Genomic DNA, 14394 nt, shown 5'->3' with positions numbered 1-14394 from the left:
TTCAACATAGCGCAGCCCTGCACACGTGCTTCATACCGTTAACTTATATCAGCATTGCGGTTCAGGCTGACGAGGGTATCTCTTAGCCAGCGGTGTCCTGCGTGGTTATGGCTGCGTTCATGCCAGATAAGACTGACGTCAAACGTCTCTTTCAGCCAGGGGAGTTCCACCACGGTGAGCGGGTTAATGGTTCCCATAATTAATCGTCGGGGCACAAGTGCTACCAGATGGCTCATCTGCACCATGCCGGGAACAAACAGAAATGATGCCGCAGACACCGCAACCTTACGTTGCAACCCTGACTCCGCCAGCATGACATCCAGCGGCGTGGTAAAACCGCCCCCCGAGGGGGACACGATAATATGCTCAAGTTTTGCGAACGCTTCCATTGTCAGTTGGTCGTTCAGTTCAGGATGCTGAGGGCGCCCGATAAGCACGTACGATTCGTCATAGAGATATTGCGTTCTGAGCTGCGCCTGAGCAGGGTCTGGCGTGGCTATGGCAGCATCAACATCGCCTGAGCTCAGTTGATGGGCCAGCTGATGCGGATCGTAATTCCTGACAGCAATACGCACGCCGGGGGCAATCTCTTGCAGGGTCACAATCAGCGGCATAATGACCGCGGCCTGCACGTAATCAGTACAGGCCAGAGAGACCGTTAGCGAATCGTGCAGCGGATCAAAGTCCTCATGTGATTGCAGCGTATCCCGTATTTTTGCCAGCGCCCCGCCAAGCGTCGCCATCAGCTCAAGAGCTTTGGGGGTTGGCGTCATCCCCCTGCGCCCCGGGATCAATAACGGATCGTTAAACATCCCCCTCAGCCGGTTAAGCTGCGCGCTGACGGCAGGCTGGCTAAGACAAAGCCGGCTGGCGGCCCTGGTGACATTTTGCTCCGCGACCAGCGCTTCCAGAGTCAGCAGCAGGTTTACGTCAGGCTTTTTGGTATTCATAGGATGGATATCATGTAAGAAATAAATCGATTTCACGCTCGCCGTCCGCATTCCGATAATGCACTACCGCAACAACACAGAGCGAGAATGAAATGTCGTATGATAATAAACCACTCATAACAGTTTTTGGTGCCACCAGTAAACAAGGACGTAGCGTAACCAGAACCCTGCTGCAAAGTGGGCGCTATCGGGTGCGCGCCTTAACGCAAAACACGGACTCTCCTGCGGCGAAACAGCTGGCGGAACGGGGTGCTGAACTGAGACAAATCACCCTTCAGACGGGCAATGATGCGCATCTGATCGGGGCGTTTGCCGAGTCAGACGGGGCGTTCCTGATGACACCAGGTTTCATCCCCGTATCGACGCAGATGCCAACGGGTGAAACGGCGCTGGGTTACAGGCTTGCAGATGCCGCCGTCAACGCCGGGGTAAAACACCTTGTCTTCAGCAGTCTGGAAAACGTCGAGAGAATAACGGCCGGAACTCTATGGGCTCCTCATTTCAGCGATAAGGGCCGAATTGAGGAGTACATCCGCACACTCCCCGTCAGCGCGTCGTTTATTCAACTGGCGTTCTTTTACACCAATCTGGCCGAATATTATCCGCCGCGTAAAGAAGGCGACGAGCTGATCTTTCCCCTCTATCTCCCGGAAGACGTTCGGGCGCCCTTTGTCGACCCGCTCACGGCAACCGGCCCTGCGGTGCTTGAGATGTTCGATAACCCCGAACACTACAACGGCATGACGTTACCCGTTGTCGGTGAGTGTCTTTCGCCGCGTGAGATGGTGGAAACCTTCACGGAGGTCACCGGCATAAAAGCCCGGTATCGCTCAGCCTACACGCGAGAAGCACTCCTTCACCACTTCCCCGATTTCGCAGACAACGCGGCACTGGTCAGTGAAATTACCGGCATGACGGAATATGCCGTGAACTACGGCTATTACGGAAAAGACCGGGATCTCACCTGGAGCAGAACCATAAACCCTGCCACCTTAACGTGGCGTGAATTTCTGATTACGTCTGGCTGGCAAGGGGAAAAACGAACGTTTGATTAACGCAAGCCACCGTCATTCCCGATGATGAAATGACGGTGGCCCATTCCTGGCTTACATCGCCTGGCGTAAATAGATATGCCCTTTCAGATACAGGGTGGCCTGACCGCCGATTAACACCCGGTCCCCCGCCAGTTCACAGCGTAAATCCCCGCCCCGTCGCGAGACCTGGCGCGCGTTCAGCACGGTTTTGCCCAGTTTTTCGCTCCAGTAGGGAATCAACATGCTGTGAGTGGACCCCGTAACCGGATCTTCCGGCACCCCTTCTCCCGGACAGAAGAAGCGGCTGACGAAGTCATATTCATCGCCCGGTGCCGTGACGCAGACCATCTTATCCAGCGGAATCATTGCCGAGATATCTGGCGTAAGGGCCTCTACCTGCTGCTGGTTCTCCAGCACCACCATGTAGTCGCGCCCGACACGCACCTCTTTTGCCCGCTCAATGCCCAGCGCGCTCAACAGCAGCGCTGGCGGATTATCGACGACCGCCGTCGGCCAGGCCGGGAAGTTGAGCGTCAACCAGTCACCGCTGCGTTTTACCGTCAGCTCGCCGACGAAACGGGTGGTGAAGGTGATTTCCGTGTGTGGATAATCAAGGTATTCGAAAATGACATGCGATGCCGCCAGTGTGGCATGTCCACACAGGTTAATTTCGTCAAGGGTAGTGAACCAGCGCAGCTCGAATCCGCCGTCAGTGCGTACGAAAAAAGCCGTCTCAGACTGATTGTGCTGTTGCGCCATGTTGAGCAGCGTCTCGTCCGGCAGCCACTCTTCCAGGGGGCAAACCGCCGCTGCGTTGCCGCCAAACGCCCTGTCGCTGAAGGCATCGACCAAATAGAAATCAATTTCCTGCATTGTCTTTTCCTCTTTTGTTATGGTTATTTAGCGCAGAAAGACGGTGCCTTTCAGATAAAGCGAGGCCTGCCCGCTCATCAGCACGCGTGAACCTTTCAGTTCGCAGCGCATATCACCGCCACGAGCCGACACCTGACGGGCAAACATCGCTGTTTTACCCAGTTTTTCACTCCAGTAGGGAATAAGCATTGTATGCGCGGATCCGGTGACCGGATCTTCCCAGACGGCAACTCCCGGTGAGAAAAAGCGGCTCACAAAATCATAATCCCCCTCTCCCCGCGCCGTCACGCTGACCTTATGTTCGCCAGGCGTCATTGCCGAGATATTCGGCGCAAGCGCCTCAACCTGCTGGCGGTTTTCCAGAACCACCACCCAGGCACGCCCCTTACGGGCTTCTACGTAATGGCCGATCCCCAGCGCCGCAAGCATCGCCGGCGGGGGCGTCTCTTCCTGCGTCGGGCATGCCGGGAAGTCCAGCGTCATCCAGTCCCCTTCCCGGCTAACCGTCAGCTGGCCAGAGGCGGTATCAAAGTGGATACGCGGGTCAGGATAGTTGAGTTCATTAAACAGGACGTACGCGGCTGCCAGTGTGGCATGTCCGCAAAGGTTGACTTCGGTAAGGGTGGTAAACCAGCGTAACTCAATTCCCGCTTTACTGCAGACGAAAAACGCCGTTTCCGACTGATTATGCTGCTGTGCCATTCTGAGCAGTGTCTCATCAGGCAACCATGCGTCTAACGGGCACACGGCCGCCGGGTTTCCACCAAAAGAGGCATTGCTGAACGCATCTACCAGATAAAAATCAATCTCCTGCATTGTCTTACCGCCTGTTTTTGTTGTGATGTTCTTTTATATTCAATGAAAACCATGCCCCCGGCTACCGCTTTTACCAGGTGAATTTTGAGATCTGCATCACATAATGGTTGAGTTTTCGCCGGTTGACGTTTTAAGATCGTCTCCTCTTCTTTTCAGCAACGAATCTCCGACATCGCTATGACAACGAACACAGTTACCCGCAGAGTCGCGTGGCTACGCGTGGTCACGCTGGCAATTGCCGCGTTTATTTTTAATACCACAGAATTTGTTCCGGTTGGGCTGTTGTCTGACATCGCTGAAAGTTTCCAGATGGAAACCGCGCAGGTGGGCATTATGTTGACCATCTATGCCTGGGTGGTGGCACTGATGTCACTGCCGTTTATGCTGCTGACCAGCCAGATGGAACGGCGGAAGTTGCTGATCGGGCTGTTTGCCCTGTTTATCGTCAGCCACGTCCTGTCGTTTCTGGCGTGGAACTTTACGGTGCTGGTCATCAGCCGCGTCGGTATCGCCTTTGCCCATGCCGTGTTCTGGTCGATCACCGCGTCACTGGCCATCCGCCTGGCACCTGCGGGAAAACGCGCGCAGGCGCTGAGCCTGATCGCCACCGGCACGGCACTGGCTATGGTCCTGGGCCTGCCGATTGGCCGTATCGTTGGGCAATACTTTGGCTGGCGAACCACGTTCTTCGCTATCGGCATGGGGGCAATGATCACACTGGTCTGTCTGATTAAACTGCTGCCGAAGCTGCCAAGCGAACACTCCGGCTCGCTGAAAAGCCTGCCGCTGTTAATGCGTCGTCCGGCATTGCTGAGTATCTATCTGCTGACGGTCATTGTGGTCACGGCGCATTACACCGCCTACAGCTATATTGAGCCGTTCGTTCAGGTCGTGGCCGGCTTTAGCGCCAACTTTGCCACCGTTCTGCTGTTGATCCTGGGGGGCGCGGGCATTATTGGCAGTATTCTGTTTGGTAAGCTCGGCAATCAGCACGCGTCGGCGCTGGTCAGCAGCGCCATTGGTTTACTGCTGGCGTGCCTGGTGTTACTCATGCCAGCGGCGGGCAGCGAGGGTCATCTGGCCGTCCTGAGCCTGTTCTGGGGAGTGGCGATCATGATTATCGGTCTGGGTATGCAGGTGAAGGTGCTGGCCCTCGCCCCGGACGCAACGGATGTGGCGATGTCACTGTTCTCGGGGATTTTCAATCTCGGTATTGGCGCGGGCGCGCTGCTGGGAAATCAGATTAGCCTTCACGTGTCGATGTCGGCGATTGGCTATCTGGGTGCCATTCCGGCACTGGTGGCGCTCATCTGGTCCCTGCTCATCTTCCGTAAATGGCCGGTCGCACTGGAAGAACAGGCCCATCACGGGTAGACCGCAGTCAACGTAAAACGGCAACCGAGGTTGCCGTTTTGCATTACCGGGCGGGTGCTTAATGGTACGTCTTAATAATCTCCAGCACGCCGTTGATAATAAACTGCACGCCCATACACACCAGTAAGAAGCCCATCAGGCGGGAAATCGCCTCAATGCCGCCCTTGCCGACCCAGCGCATGATCGCGCCTGAACTGCGCAAGGATGCCCATACGATGATACCAATCAGTGCAAAAATCAGCGGGGGCGCAACCGTGATGACCCAGTCCGGGAAGGTCGAACCATCCCGCACCGTTGACGCGGAGCTGATGATCATCGCAATCGTTCCTGGCCCCGCCGTACTGGGCATCGCCAGCGGGACAAAAGCAATATTCGCGCTGGGCTCGGTTTCCAGCTCTTCGGATTTGCTTTTGGCCTCAGGTGACTCATGCGCTTTCTGCGCAGGGAACAGCATACGGAACCCGATGAAGGCGACAATCAGTCCGCCGGCAATACGCAGACCCGGGATGGAGATTCCGAAGGTGTTCATCACCAGCTGTCCGGCGTAGTAAGCCACCATCATGATGGCAAACACATAGACCGAGGCCATCATCGACTGATGGTTACGCTCGGCGCTGTTCATGTTCCCTGCCAGCCCCAGGAAGAGCGCAACCGTCGTTAGCGGGTTAGCCAACGGCAGCAATACCACCAGCCCCAGACCAATTGCTTTAATCAAATCCAACATAGTGCGTCGTTGTCCTTATCCATGTTTATCACCGCAATTATAGGGTGAAAGTGTGACGTTCAGCCATTCGCTCAACGTAACGATTATTTACGGTCATTAACGATAACCCTTCGTTATCTATTTGAATTGAAAGCATGCAAAAAAAGTTCATGAAACGTTTTAGCAATTCGTGGCATCCGCTGATCCATTCAGTTGACTTATACTTGCCTGAGCAATAATATCTGCCGTGACTAAACTACTTGCCAGGGCAACCATTGTGAAAAGCACCAGTGATCTCTTTAACGACATTATTCCGCTGGGTCGTCTTATTCATATGGTTAACCAGAAAAAAGATCGCCTGCTCAATGACTATCTGTCACCGCTGGATATCACCGCCACGCAGTTCAAAGTGCTGTGCTCCATTCGCTGCGAAGTGTGTATCACGCCGGTTGAGCTGAAAAAGGTGCTCTCTGTCGATCTGGGTGCGCTAACCCGCATGCTCGATCGTCTCGTTTGCAAAGGATGGATAGAACGAAGCCCTAACCCGAATGACAAACGCGGCGTCCTGGTGAAACTCACCAGCGATGGCGCGGCTATGTGCGAGCAATGTCATCAACTAGTAGGACAAACACTGCATCAGGAACTAACAAAAAACTTAACGGCAGATGAAGTGGCAACGCTTGAGCTTTTGCTTAAGAAAATACTGCCGTAAACAGAAAAAGAGGTATGACGATGTCCAGACGCAATACTGACGCTATTACTATTCATAGCATTTTGGACTGGATCGAAGATAACCTGGAATCGCCGCTCTCCCTTGAAAAAGTGTCAGAGCGTTCAGGTTACTCCAAATGGCACCTGCAACGGATGTTCAAAAAAGAGACCGGCCATTCATTAGGTCAATATATTCGCAGCCGCAAGCTGACGGAAATTGCCCAGAAGCTGAAAGAAAGCAATGAGCCGATCCTTTATCTGGCGGAACGTTACGGTTTTGAATCACAGCAAACCCTGACGCGTACGTTTAAGAACTACTTCGACGTGCCGCCTCACAAATACCGTATTACCAGCGTGCCGGGTGAATCCCGATACCTGTATCCACTAAAACATTGTAGTTAATCATCGCCTGTAAAGACGTAACCGAGGAAATCATGAAAGTTACAGCCTCCGCCGCCCTCGCCTTGCTGGTGCTGTTTTCCAGCCAGACCTTCGCGGAGCAAACCCCTCGTGCAACGCAGCAAAATAATCGTGACACGATGATTTTGCCGTCAGCACATGACCAGTCACCTTATGACTTCAACCACATGGGTGCTGGTAGTGACAAATCCGACGAGTTAGGCGTGCCTTATTATAATCAGCACAGCTTCTGATTCGTTTTTGCCCCGCGGATGCGGGGCTTTTTTTATGCCTATCCTCTTGCCCGCGTTACCCGACGCACGCGCAAACCAAACACGTTGATGTACAGCCCGGCCATGATCAGCACGGCCCCCAGCAGCTGCAGCGCACTCAGCTTTTCATCGAGCAACAGCGCGGCGCTGGCCAACCCTACCACCGGAACCAGCAGGGATAACGGCGCCACGCGCCAGGTTTCGTAGCGGCCCAGCAGCGATCCCCAGATCCCGTAACCAATAATGGTGGCCACAAACGCAAGGTAGATCAGCGATAAAATGGTGGTGAGATCGATTTCCACCAGGCTTTTCAGCATCACGTCCGGCCCATCAAAAACGAGCGCCGCAACCATAAACGGAACAATGGGGATCAGTGCGCTCCAGACCACCAGCGACATCACCTTCGGGCGCGCCTCATGCTGCATAATCAGCTTGTTGAAGATATTCCCGCAGGCCCAGCTCAGCCCCGCTGCCAGCGTTAACATAAAGCCCAGTAACGCCACGTGCTGCCCGTTCAGGCTGGCTTCTATCAGCACCAGCACGCCGAACACCGCAAGGGTGATCCCCGCCAGCTGTTTACCCTGCAGACGCTCGCCAAAGACAAACGCCCCGAGAATGATGGTGAAGAACGCCTGAGCCTGTAACACCAGAGAAGCCAGACCGGCGGGCATCCCGAACTTAATGGCGCAGAACAGAAATGCGAACTGGCCAAAGCTGATGGTCAGGCCGTATCCCAGTAAGAGTCTGAACGGAATTTTCGGGCGCGCGACAAAGAAGAGCGCCGGGAAGGCCACCAGCAGAAAACGCAAACCGGCCAGCATGAGTGGGGGCATGTTATGCAACCCAAGCTTGATGACCACAAAATTCAGACCCCATACGATGACCACCAGCAACGCCAGCAGCCCGTCTTTTCGCGTCATACTCTGCCCCTGAATGATTAAATTTTTGTAAACACTTCAAGGTAACGAAAAAAACATGCCACGAGAAGATCATTATTTCTGGCAGTCAACTGAAGCACTTACGGATAAATTAGGCGCTATACAAGCCCCTTATGTCGTGATACTCCTGATATATACCTAAAATAATACACGTTGCAGGATGGCGGCGAGCAAGCGCGGCCAGAATCTCTGCGGCTCAAAAAAAACAAACGCAATTGTCAGGCAGGAATATGAAACCATCACTCAGGCGCTCAACCGCAGCGCTGCTGGCGTCGTCGTTATTATTAACCATTGGTCGTGGGGCAACGCTGCCGTTTATGACCATCTATCTCACGCGCGTATTTAATATGAGCGTTGAGAATATTGGTTATGCCCTGACCATTGCGCTTACCGTCGGTGTGGTATTCAGTATGGGGTTTGGCATCCTCGCCGATAAGTTTGATAAAAAGCGCTACATGCTGATTTCTATCGTCGCCTTTATTGCCGGGTTTGTTGCTATCCCGCTGGTGGATAACGTCACGCTGGTGGTGCTCTTCTTTTCCCTGATTAACTGCGCCTATTCGGTATTTTCAACGGTGCTGAAGGCCTGGTTTGCCGATGTGCTAACCTCGAGCCAAAAAGCGCGCGTTTTCTCGCTAAACTATAGCTTCCTGAACATTGGCTGGACGATCGGGCCGCCGGTGGGAACCTTACTGGTGATGTACAGCCTGCAGCTGCCGTTCTGGCTGGCCGCTTTTTGTGCCGCACTGCCACTCGGTTTTATCCATTTCTTCGTGCAAAAAAGCGTTGCGCTCGATGCCACCGAAGAGAAAATGCCGTGGCAACCGTCAGTACTGCTTAAAGACCGCGCCCTCTTCTGGTACACCCTTTCCGGCCTGCTGGCGTCGTATGTGGGCGGGTCATTCGCCAGCTGTATTTCGCAGTACGTGTTGGCTGCGAATGCCGACAGCAACTTTGCGCAAAACGTGGTCGCCGTGGTGCTGCCGGTGAATGCTGCGGTGGTCGTCACCCTGCAATACGTTATCGGTCGCAAGATCTCCGCCACCAATATACGTCCGCTGATGACGGTGGGAACACTCTTCTTCGTCCTGGGTCTGGGCGGTTTTATGCTCTCCGGGGAAAACCTGGTCTACTGGGGCATTGCGGCAGCGGTGTTTACGCTGGGTGAGATTATCTATGCACCTGGCGAATATATGCTGATCGACAATATTGCCCCGCCGGGTATGAAAGCGAGTTACTTCTCTGCCCAGGCGCTGGGCTGGCTTGGGGCGGCGGCAAACCCGATGATCACCGGTATTATCCTTACCAACCTGCCGCACTGGTCACTGTTTGCGATCATGATGGTTGCCATCGTGATTGCCTGGCTGATGATTTTGCGTGGGATGAGCGTGAAGGCGTGGTGCGAAATGCCGAAAGTGGCTTAAGTCCTCAACGCCGGGCGGCATGACGCCCACCCGGCATCGGGCAGGCCATTAATGGTGCAGCATCTCGTCGACCACCTGCTGTTTGTACATTTCGTTCGGGTAGTACGTCGGCCAGTTATCCATCTCTTTTAGCAGCGCCTCGTGGGAGGTGTTGCCCATAAAAATATGGAAATGGGAAGAGGCTTTTGGGGCGATGGTATGGTCGCTGAACTGGACAAACTTCGGCGCCTTGCTGTCCGGATCTTTACACTCGAACAGATAGCGAACCCCTTTCTTACCTGATGCATAAGTCAGGATCTTATAGCCGCTGTAATCATACTGGCAGCGACCGATCGCCTTACCTTTGTGGAATTCCATCATGTTGTTTTCGATGCCGATAGCCTCAACGTCCGTCGCATACCCTGTGCGGTAGTAAGCTTTCACCTCGTCGAAGGATTTTTTATCCTTCTGCGCTTTCTGTTTAAAAACCGGATCCAGCGCGCCATCGAGCAAAAACGGATAGACGGATTGCCATGTCCCATCCCAGTCAGACAGCTTTCTGTCTTTGACGTCTTTATCCTCAAAGACGCCGTTCGCCGCCTTCTGTTCCGCTTCCGTCATCTGATGTCCATGCGAATGGGCAAACAGCTGACCGCTTACCAGCAGCGCCCCCAGAGTCATTGCAAATTTGCCAATATGTGCAGCCAAAACAAACTCCTCACTCCGTTTTATAAGAATGAGGATGTTATAATATAACATTTCAAATCGCAACCAGTCCGCGAACGCCCTCTTGTTCCATTGTATCGCCCCGTCCACGCTGAATGATGGTCCCGCGCGACATCAGCAGATAGCTGTCGGCAAGTTCAGCGGCGAAATCGTAAAACTGCTCTACGAGCAGGATTGCCATATCCCCTCTGTCCGCCAGCTTGCGGATAACCAGGCCTATTTCTTTGATTACCGACGGCTGAATACCTTCCGTGGGTTCATCGAGGATTAACAGCTGCGGCCGGCTCGCCAGGGCGCGACCAATCGCCAGCTGTTGCTGCTGACCGCCGGAGAGATCGCCTCCACGACGATGTTTCATCTCTTTAAGCACCGGGAACAACTGCCAGATATCCTCCGGGACGCGCTTTGCGTCGCGGGCGGGGAAGCGTGACAGCCCGAGCAACAGATTCTCCTCGACCGTTAAGCGTGGAAAAATCTCACGCCCCTGCGGAACATAGGCCACACCGGACTGCACGCGCTGGTGCGGTTTGCTGTGGGTGATTTTTTTCCCCTGCCAGATAATGTCGCCTGTTTTTACCGGGATCAGGCCCATCAGACACTTGAGCAGCGTGGTTTTCCCCACCCCGTTGCGCCCCAGCAGACAGGTCACTTCACCGGTCGCCGCTTCAAAACTGACCCCGCGCAGAATATGACTGCCGCCGTAATACTGATTCAGTTCGTTCACCTGTAACATGACGGCTCCTTAGCGTCCCAGATAGACTTCTATGACCTGCTCATTCGCCTGTACCTGGCGAAGTGACCCCTCCGCCAGCACGCGTCCCTGGTGCAGCACCGTCACGTGGTCGGCAATGGTTTCGACAAAGCCCATATCGTGCTCGACCACCATCAGAGAGTGTTTGCCCGCAAGGGTTCTGAACAGCTCAGCCGTATAGTCGGTCTCCGCGTCGGTCATTCCGGCCGCCGGTTCATCCAGCAACAGCAGATGCGGGTCCTGCACCAGCAGCATGCCAATCTCCAGAAACTGCTTTTGCCCGTGCGAAAGCAGCCCGGCGCGGCGATCGCGCTCGCCGCCAAGCCGCAGCAAGAGCAGCATCTCGTCAATACGGTCCCGCTGCTCGCCGTTGAGTCTGGCCCGCAGGCTCGCCCAGACGGATTTATCGGTTTTCATCGCAATCTCAAGGTTTTCCCACACCGTGAGCGCTTCAAAGACCGTGGGCTTCTGGAACTTACGTCCGATGCCCCGGCGGGCAATCTCGGCGGGTTCAAGCGCCGTCAGGTCGATGGACTGATCGTACAGCGCTCTGCCGCTTTTAGGCCGCGTCTTGCCGGTAATCACGTCCATTAATGTCGTTTTTCCCGCACCGTTTGGGCCAATCACGCAGCGCAATTCACCCACGCCAATGTTCAGTGAGAGGTCCGTCAGCGCCTGAAAACCATCAAAATTCACGTTGATGGCTTCAAGTTGCAGTACCGGATCGGTCTGGTCGCGATAGCGATCCCCGGGTAACTGGCGGGTAAATAATTCTTCGGCTGGCTGCATTAGTGTTCTCCCTTACGAAACAGACCGTAGACACCGCGCGGTAAAAACAGCGTCACGGCGATGAAAATCAGCCCCAGAAACAGCTGCCAGTATTCCGGCAGGGCAACGGTAAAGACGCTCTTCGCACCGTTCACCAGCGCCGCGCCTATCACCGGGCCGACCAGCGTGCCGCGCCCCCCCAGCGCAACCCAGATGGCCGCTTCAATTGAGTTGGTTGGCGACATTTCACCCGGGTTGATAATGCCCACCTGCGGCACATACAGTGCGCCAGCCAGACCGCAGAGTACGGCTGAAAGTGTCCACACCAGCAGCTTGAAACCGCGGGGATCGTACCCGCAAAACGTCAGGCGGTTTTCGGCGTCACGCACCGCGGTCAGAATGCGACCGAACTTACTTTTCGCCAGCGCGAAGCCTGTGCCCAGCGCTATCAGCAACAGCATCACGGTAGCCAGAAACAGCGCAATACGGGTGGTGGTCGCGGTAATAGAAAACCCAAGCAGCGTGGTAAAACCGGTAAAACCGTTATTTCCGCCAAAGCCGGTTTCATTGCGAAAGAACAGCAACATCCCCGCGTAAGTCAGCGCCTGGGTCATGATCGAAAAATAGACCCCTTTGATTTTTGAGCGAAAGGCAAACCAGCCAAACACCAGCGCCAGCAGCCCCGGTACCATCACAATTAATACCAGTGCCCAGACAAAGTGCTGCGTCCCCCACCAGAACCACGGCAGTTCGCTCCAGGAGAGAAACGACATAAACGCGGGCAGCCCGTCACCCGCCGCCTGGCGCATCAGGTACATGCCCATCGCATAGCCGCCCAGCGCGAAGAAGATACCGTGGCCCAGGGAGAGCATTCCGGCATAGCCCCACACCAGATCGAGCGCCACGGCGACGATGGCATAACAGAGGATCTTACCCGTGAGCGTGAGCATCCAGGTCGAGATCGCCAGCGGATGCGTCGCGGGTAGTAAGGCGAAAAACGGTAATACCAGCAGGCAGGCCACGATCAGGCTACCGGCTATCTGCGTCGTGCGTGGCGCTTTACGCGCCAGCGTTAAGGTAAGCGGCTGGCTCATCAGTCAGTAACCCTCCCTTTCAGTGCGAATAACCCCTGCGGACGTTTCTGAATAAACAGAATAATCGCCACCAGGATCAGGATTTTGCCCAGTACCGCCCCCATTTGCGGTTCGAGGATTTTATTAAAGATCCCCAGCCCAAACGCCGCGGCCACGCTACCTGCCAGTTGACCCACCCCGCCAAGCACCACCACGAGGAACGAGTCGATGATGTAACCCTGGCCCAGTTCTGGCCCAACGTTGCCTAACTGCGATAATGCCACGCCCCCCAGACCCGCAATCCCCGAGCCAAGCCCAAAGGCGAGCATATCGACACGACCTGTCGGTACCCCGCAGCAGGCCGCCATGCTGCGATTTTGCGTCACTGCGCGCACGTTCAGACCAAGACGGGTTTTGTTCAGAATGAGCCACGTGAAGAACAGCACCAGGAGCACAAAACCCAGTACCACAATGCGGTTCCACGGCAGCGTCAGATTGGCAAACACCCGCACGCCACCGGACAGCCATGCCGGGTTTGCCACCTCCAGGTTCTGGGCGCCAAACGTCATGCGTACCAGCTGAATAATCATCAGGCTAATACCCCATGTCGCCAGCAGCGTTTCCAGCGGTCGGCCATACAAATGACGAATAACGGTACGCTCGAGCACCATCCCGATGCTGGCGGTCACAAGAAACGCCACCGGCAGCGCAACGATCGGGTAGAGCGCCAGCCACTGTGGGGCGAGCCCGGCCATCACCTGCTGAACCATCCAGGTGGCGTACGCGCCCAGCATCAGCATCTCCCCGTGGGCCATGTTAATCACCCCCAGCAGGCCGTAGGTAATTGCCAGCCCCAGTGCGGCGAGCAACAGTACCGACCCCAGCGAGAGCCCCATAAACGCCTGACCAAGCAGATCGCCCCACATCAGGCGATGCTCAATCTGTTTCAGACTTTCGGCAGCGGCGGCACGTACGCCGGCATCCGGCTCCGATCCTGCCTGCGTATACGGCGTCAGCCGGGACTGGACGTCCGGATCGTCTGATTGCCCTAACAGCGCCACAGCGTTCAGGCGCACCGCAGCCTGCGGACTTGCCAGCTGGAGGTTCGCCAGCGCCAGCTTCAGCGACTGACGGGCCACATCATCCGTTTCGCTGCTCACCCGTTTTTGCAGGAAATCGAGCATTTCAGGCTGCGCATCCCGCTGGAGTTGACGGGCTGCCGCACGCCTTTCCGTGACACTGTCACTCACGAGCTGATGGGTTGCCATTGCCGTCGCCACCAGATTGCGCAGCCGGTTGGTCAGACGCACGGCTTTGGTTTGGCCTGCTGCGGCTTTTGTTTCCCCCAGGGGAACCATTGCCCCCTGGCGTTGTGCAAACGCATGTTTCTGGCTGTCGGTGTAGAGACTTTCACTTTGTAGCGCCTGGAGCAGCGGCAACCGTGCCGCCTCCGGCGCGGTTGCCCACTGCGTCAACAGTTCTGCCTGCTGGCTGCGACTGGCGGCCACGAATTGGTCGGCATCCGATGCCTGCACCATCCCTGGCAGCAGTCCGGTAAGCCACACAATAGCGATGATCGTGCGTATGGCGTTCATGACTATTC

General features: G+C 55.4%; 16 protein-coding genes. 6 read left to right on the top strand and 10 right to left on the bottom strand.

Going from position 1 to position 14394, the window contains the following annotated elements:
- Window positions 1-38: 38 nt before the first annotated feature.
- Window positions 39-950 carry a LysR family transcriptional regulator gene (locus QLG09_RS16505; protein WP_226778048.1) on the bottom strand — a complete coding sequence of 304 codons (912 nt, stop codon included), beginning with the start codon at window positions 948-950 and terminating at the stop codon, window positions 39-41.
- Window positions 951-1042: 92 nt separating this feature from the next.
- Here QLG09_RS16505 and QLG09_RS16500 point away from each other — a divergent pair, with 92 nt between their 5' ends.
- A complete protein-coding gene (locus QLG09_RS16500; RefSeq protein ID WP_282489094.1) occupies window positions 1043-2005 on the top strand; it encodes an NmrA/HSCARG family protein in 963 nt (320 codons plus the stop codon).
- A gap of 51 nt (window positions 2006-2056) precedes the next feature.
- Here the strand turns inward: QLG09_RS16500 and QLG09_RS16495 are convergent, their stop codons facing one another.
- Both QLG09_RS16495 and QLG09_RS16490 read right to left on the bottom strand, forming a co-directional pair.
- On the bottom strand, window positions 2057-2857 hold the full coding sequence (locus QLG09_RS16495; RefSeq protein WP_032681016.1) for a PhzF family phenazine biosynthesis protein: 801 nt from the start codon (window positions 2855-2857) through the stop codon (window positions 2057-2059).
- A 27-nt stretch (window positions 2858-2884) separates the two neighbouring features.
- Window positions 2885-3673 (bottom strand): PhzF family phenazine biosynthesis protein, encoded by a 789-nt coding sequence (locus tag QLG09_RS16490; protein WP_020884156.1) that lies wholly within the window; start codon window positions 3671-3673, stop codon window positions 2885-2887.
- Between the two features lie 177 nt (window positions 3674-3850).
- On the opposite strand from QLG09_RS16490, the gene QLG09_RS16485 reads away from it, so the two are divergent.
- Window positions 3851-5047: a sugar transporter gene (locus QLG09_RS16485; RefSeq protein ID WP_020884157.1), complete on the top strand. Its 1197-nt coding sequence runs from the start codon at window positions 3851-3853 to the stop codon at window positions 5045-5047.
- A gap of 58 nt (window positions 5048-5105) precedes the next feature.
- Here the strand turns inward: QLG09_RS16485 and QLG09_RS16480 are convergent, their stop codons facing one another.
- Window positions 5106-5771 carry a MarC family NAAT transporter gene (locus tag QLG09_RS16480; RefSeq protein ID WP_014170045.1) on the bottom strand — a complete coding sequence of 222 codons (666 nt, stop codon included), beginning with the start codon at window positions 5769-5771 and terminating at the stop codon, window positions 5106-5108.
- A gap of 256 nt (window positions 5772-6027) precedes the next feature.
- On the opposite strand from QLG09_RS16480, the gene marR reads away from it, so the two are divergent.
- From marR to marB, 3 genes are read left to right on the top strand one after another with little or no spacing between them, the layout of a single operon-like run.
- On the top strand, window positions 6028-6462 hold the full coding sequence (gene marR, locus QLG09_RS16475; RefSeq protein ID WP_020884159.1) for a multiple antibiotic resistance transcriptional regulator MarR: 435 nt from the start codon (window positions 6028-6030) through the stop codon (window positions 6460-6462).
- Between the two features lie 20 nt (window positions 6463-6482).
- On the top strand, window positions 6483-6863 hold the full coding sequence (marA, locus tag QLG09_RS16470) for an MDR efflux pump AcrAB transcriptional activator MarA (RefSeq protein WP_008502237.1): 381 nt from the start codon (window positions 6483-6485) through the stop codon (window positions 6861-6863).
- A 32-nt stretch (window positions 6864-6895) separates the two neighbouring features.
- The gene (marB, locus tag QLG09_RS16465; protein WP_014170042.1) at window positions 6896-7114 is read left to right on the top strand and encodes a multiple antibiotic resistance protein MarB; all 219 of its coding nucleotides are present in this window, start codon (window positions 6896-6898) and stop codon (window positions 7112-7114) included.
- Between the two features lie 38 nt (window positions 7115-7152).
- Here the strand turns inward: marB and eamA are convergent, their stop codons facing one another.
- Window positions 7153-8052, bottom strand: a complete 900-nt coding sequence (gene eamA, locus QLG09_RS16460) for an O-acetylserine/cysteine exporter (protein WP_282489091.1) — start codon at window positions 8050-8052, stop codon at window positions 7153-7155.
- Window positions 8053-8204: 152 nt separating this feature from the next.
- Here eamA and ydeE point away from each other — a divergent pair, with 152 nt between their 5' ends.
- Entirely contained in the window at window positions 8205-9494 is a 1290-nt protein-coding gene (gene ydeE / locus QLG09_RS16455; RefSeq protein ID WP_309217783.1) for an efflux MFS transporter YdeE, read from the top strand.
- A gap of 48 nt (window positions 9495-9542) precedes the next feature.
- Here ydeE and zinT read toward each other — a convergent pair whose 3' ends face one another.
- From zinT to urtB, 5 genes are read right to left on the bottom strand one after another with little or no spacing between them, the layout of a single operon-like run.
- Window positions 9543-10181 (bottom strand): metal-binding protein ZinT, encoded by a 639-nt coding sequence (gene zinT, locus QLG09_RS16450; protein WP_251884457.1) that lies wholly within the window; start codon window positions 10179-10181, stop codon window positions 9543-9545.
- Between the two features lie 52 nt (window positions 10182-10233).
- The gene (gene urtE / locus QLG09_RS16445; protein WP_014170038.1) at window positions 10234-10932 is read right to left on the bottom strand and encodes an urea ABC transporter ATP-binding subunit UrtE; all 699 of its coding nucleotides are present in this window, start codon (window positions 10930-10932) and stop codon (window positions 10234-10236) included.
- A gap of 9 nt (window positions 10933-10941) precedes the next feature.
- Entirely contained in the window at window positions 10942-11739 is a 798-nt protein-coding gene (urtD, locus tag QLG09_RS16440; protein ID WP_282489089.1) for an urea ABC transporter ATP-binding protein UrtD, read from the bottom strand.
- On the bottom strand, window positions 11739-12812 hold the full coding sequence (gene urtC / locus QLG09_RS16435; RefSeq protein ID WP_050736783.1) for an urea ABC transporter permease subunit UrtC: 1074 nt from the start codon (window positions 12810-12812) through the stop codon (window positions 11739-11741). The genes urtD and urtC overlap by 1 nt, the downstream gene beginning before the upstream one ends.
- A complete protein-coding gene (gene urtB, locus QLG09_RS16430) occupies window positions 12812-14386 on the bottom strand; it encodes an urea ABC transporter permease subunit UrtB (RefSeq protein ID WP_282489087.1) in 1575 nt (524 codons plus the stop codon). Before urtB ends, urtC begins: the two co-directional genes overlap by 1 nt.
- Window positions 14387-14394: the final 8 nt, after the last annotated feature.

It is taken from the genome of Enterobacter sp. V89_11 (assembly GCF_029967775.1).
In the GTDB taxonomy this organism is placed as follows: domain Bacteria; phylum Pseudomonadota; class Gammaproteobacteria; order Enterobacterales; family Enterobacteriaceae; genus Enterobacter; species Enterobacter ludwigii.
Note: the sequence above shows the minus strand (reverse complement) of the source record. Positions and strands in the feature narration are given on the sequence as shown.

What these genes read in the sequence shown, in the direction of transcription:
- QLG09_RS16505 (WP_226778048.1), bottom strand. Translation starts at nt 950, where the DNA reads ATGAATACCAAAAAGCCTGACGTAAACCTGCTGCTGACTCTGGAAGCG.
- QLG09_RS16500 (WP_282489094.1), top strand. Translation starts at nt 1,043, where the DNA reads ATGTCGTATGATAATAAACCACTCATAACAGTTTTTGGTGCCACCAGT.
- QLG09_RS16495 (WP_032681016.1), bottom strand. Translation starts at nt 2,857, where the DNA reads ATGCAGGAAATTGATTTCTATTTGGTCGATGCCTTCAGCGACAGGGCG.
- QLG09_RS16490 (WP_020884156.1), bottom strand. Translation starts at nt 3,673, where the DNA reads ATGCAGGAGATTGATTTTTATCTGGTAGATGCGTTCAGCAATGCCTCT.
- QLG09_RS16485 (WP_020884157.1), top strand. Translation starts at nt 3,851, where the DNA reads ATGACAACGAACACAGTTACCCGCAGAGTCGCGTGGCTACGCGTGGTC.
- QLG09_RS16480 (WP_014170045.1), bottom strand. Translation starts at nt 5,771, where the DNA reads ATGTTGGATTTGATTAAAGCAATTGGTCTGGGGCTGGTGGTATTGCTG.
- marA (WP_008502237.1), top strand. Translation starts at nt 6,483, where the DNA reads ATGTCCAGACGCAATACTGACGCTATTACTATTCATAGCATTTTGGAC.
- marB (WP_014170042.1), top strand. Translation starts at nt 6,896, where the DNA reads ATGAAAGTTACAGCCTCCGCCGCCCTCGCCTTGCTGGTGCTGTTTTCC.
- eamA (WP_282489091.1), bottom strand. Translation starts at nt 8,052, where the DNA reads ATGACGCGAAAAGACGGGCTGCTGGCGTTGCTGGTGGTCATCGTATGG.
- urtE (WP_014170038.1), bottom strand. Translation starts at nt 10,932, where the DNA reads ATGTTACAGGTGAACGAACTGAATCAGTATTACGGCGGCAGTCATATT.
- urtD (WP_282489089.1), bottom strand. Translation starts at nt 11,739, where the DNA reads ATGCAGCCAGCCGAAGAATTATTTACCCGCCAGTTACCCGGGGATCGC.
- urtC (WP_050736783.1), bottom strand. Translation starts at nt 12,812, where the DNA reads ATGAGCCAGCCGCTTACCTTAACGCTGGCGCGTAAAGCGCCACGCACG.
- urtB (WP_282489087.1), bottom strand. Translation starts at nt 14,386, where the DNA reads ATGAACGCCATACGCACGATCATCGCTATTGTGTGGCTTACCGGACTG.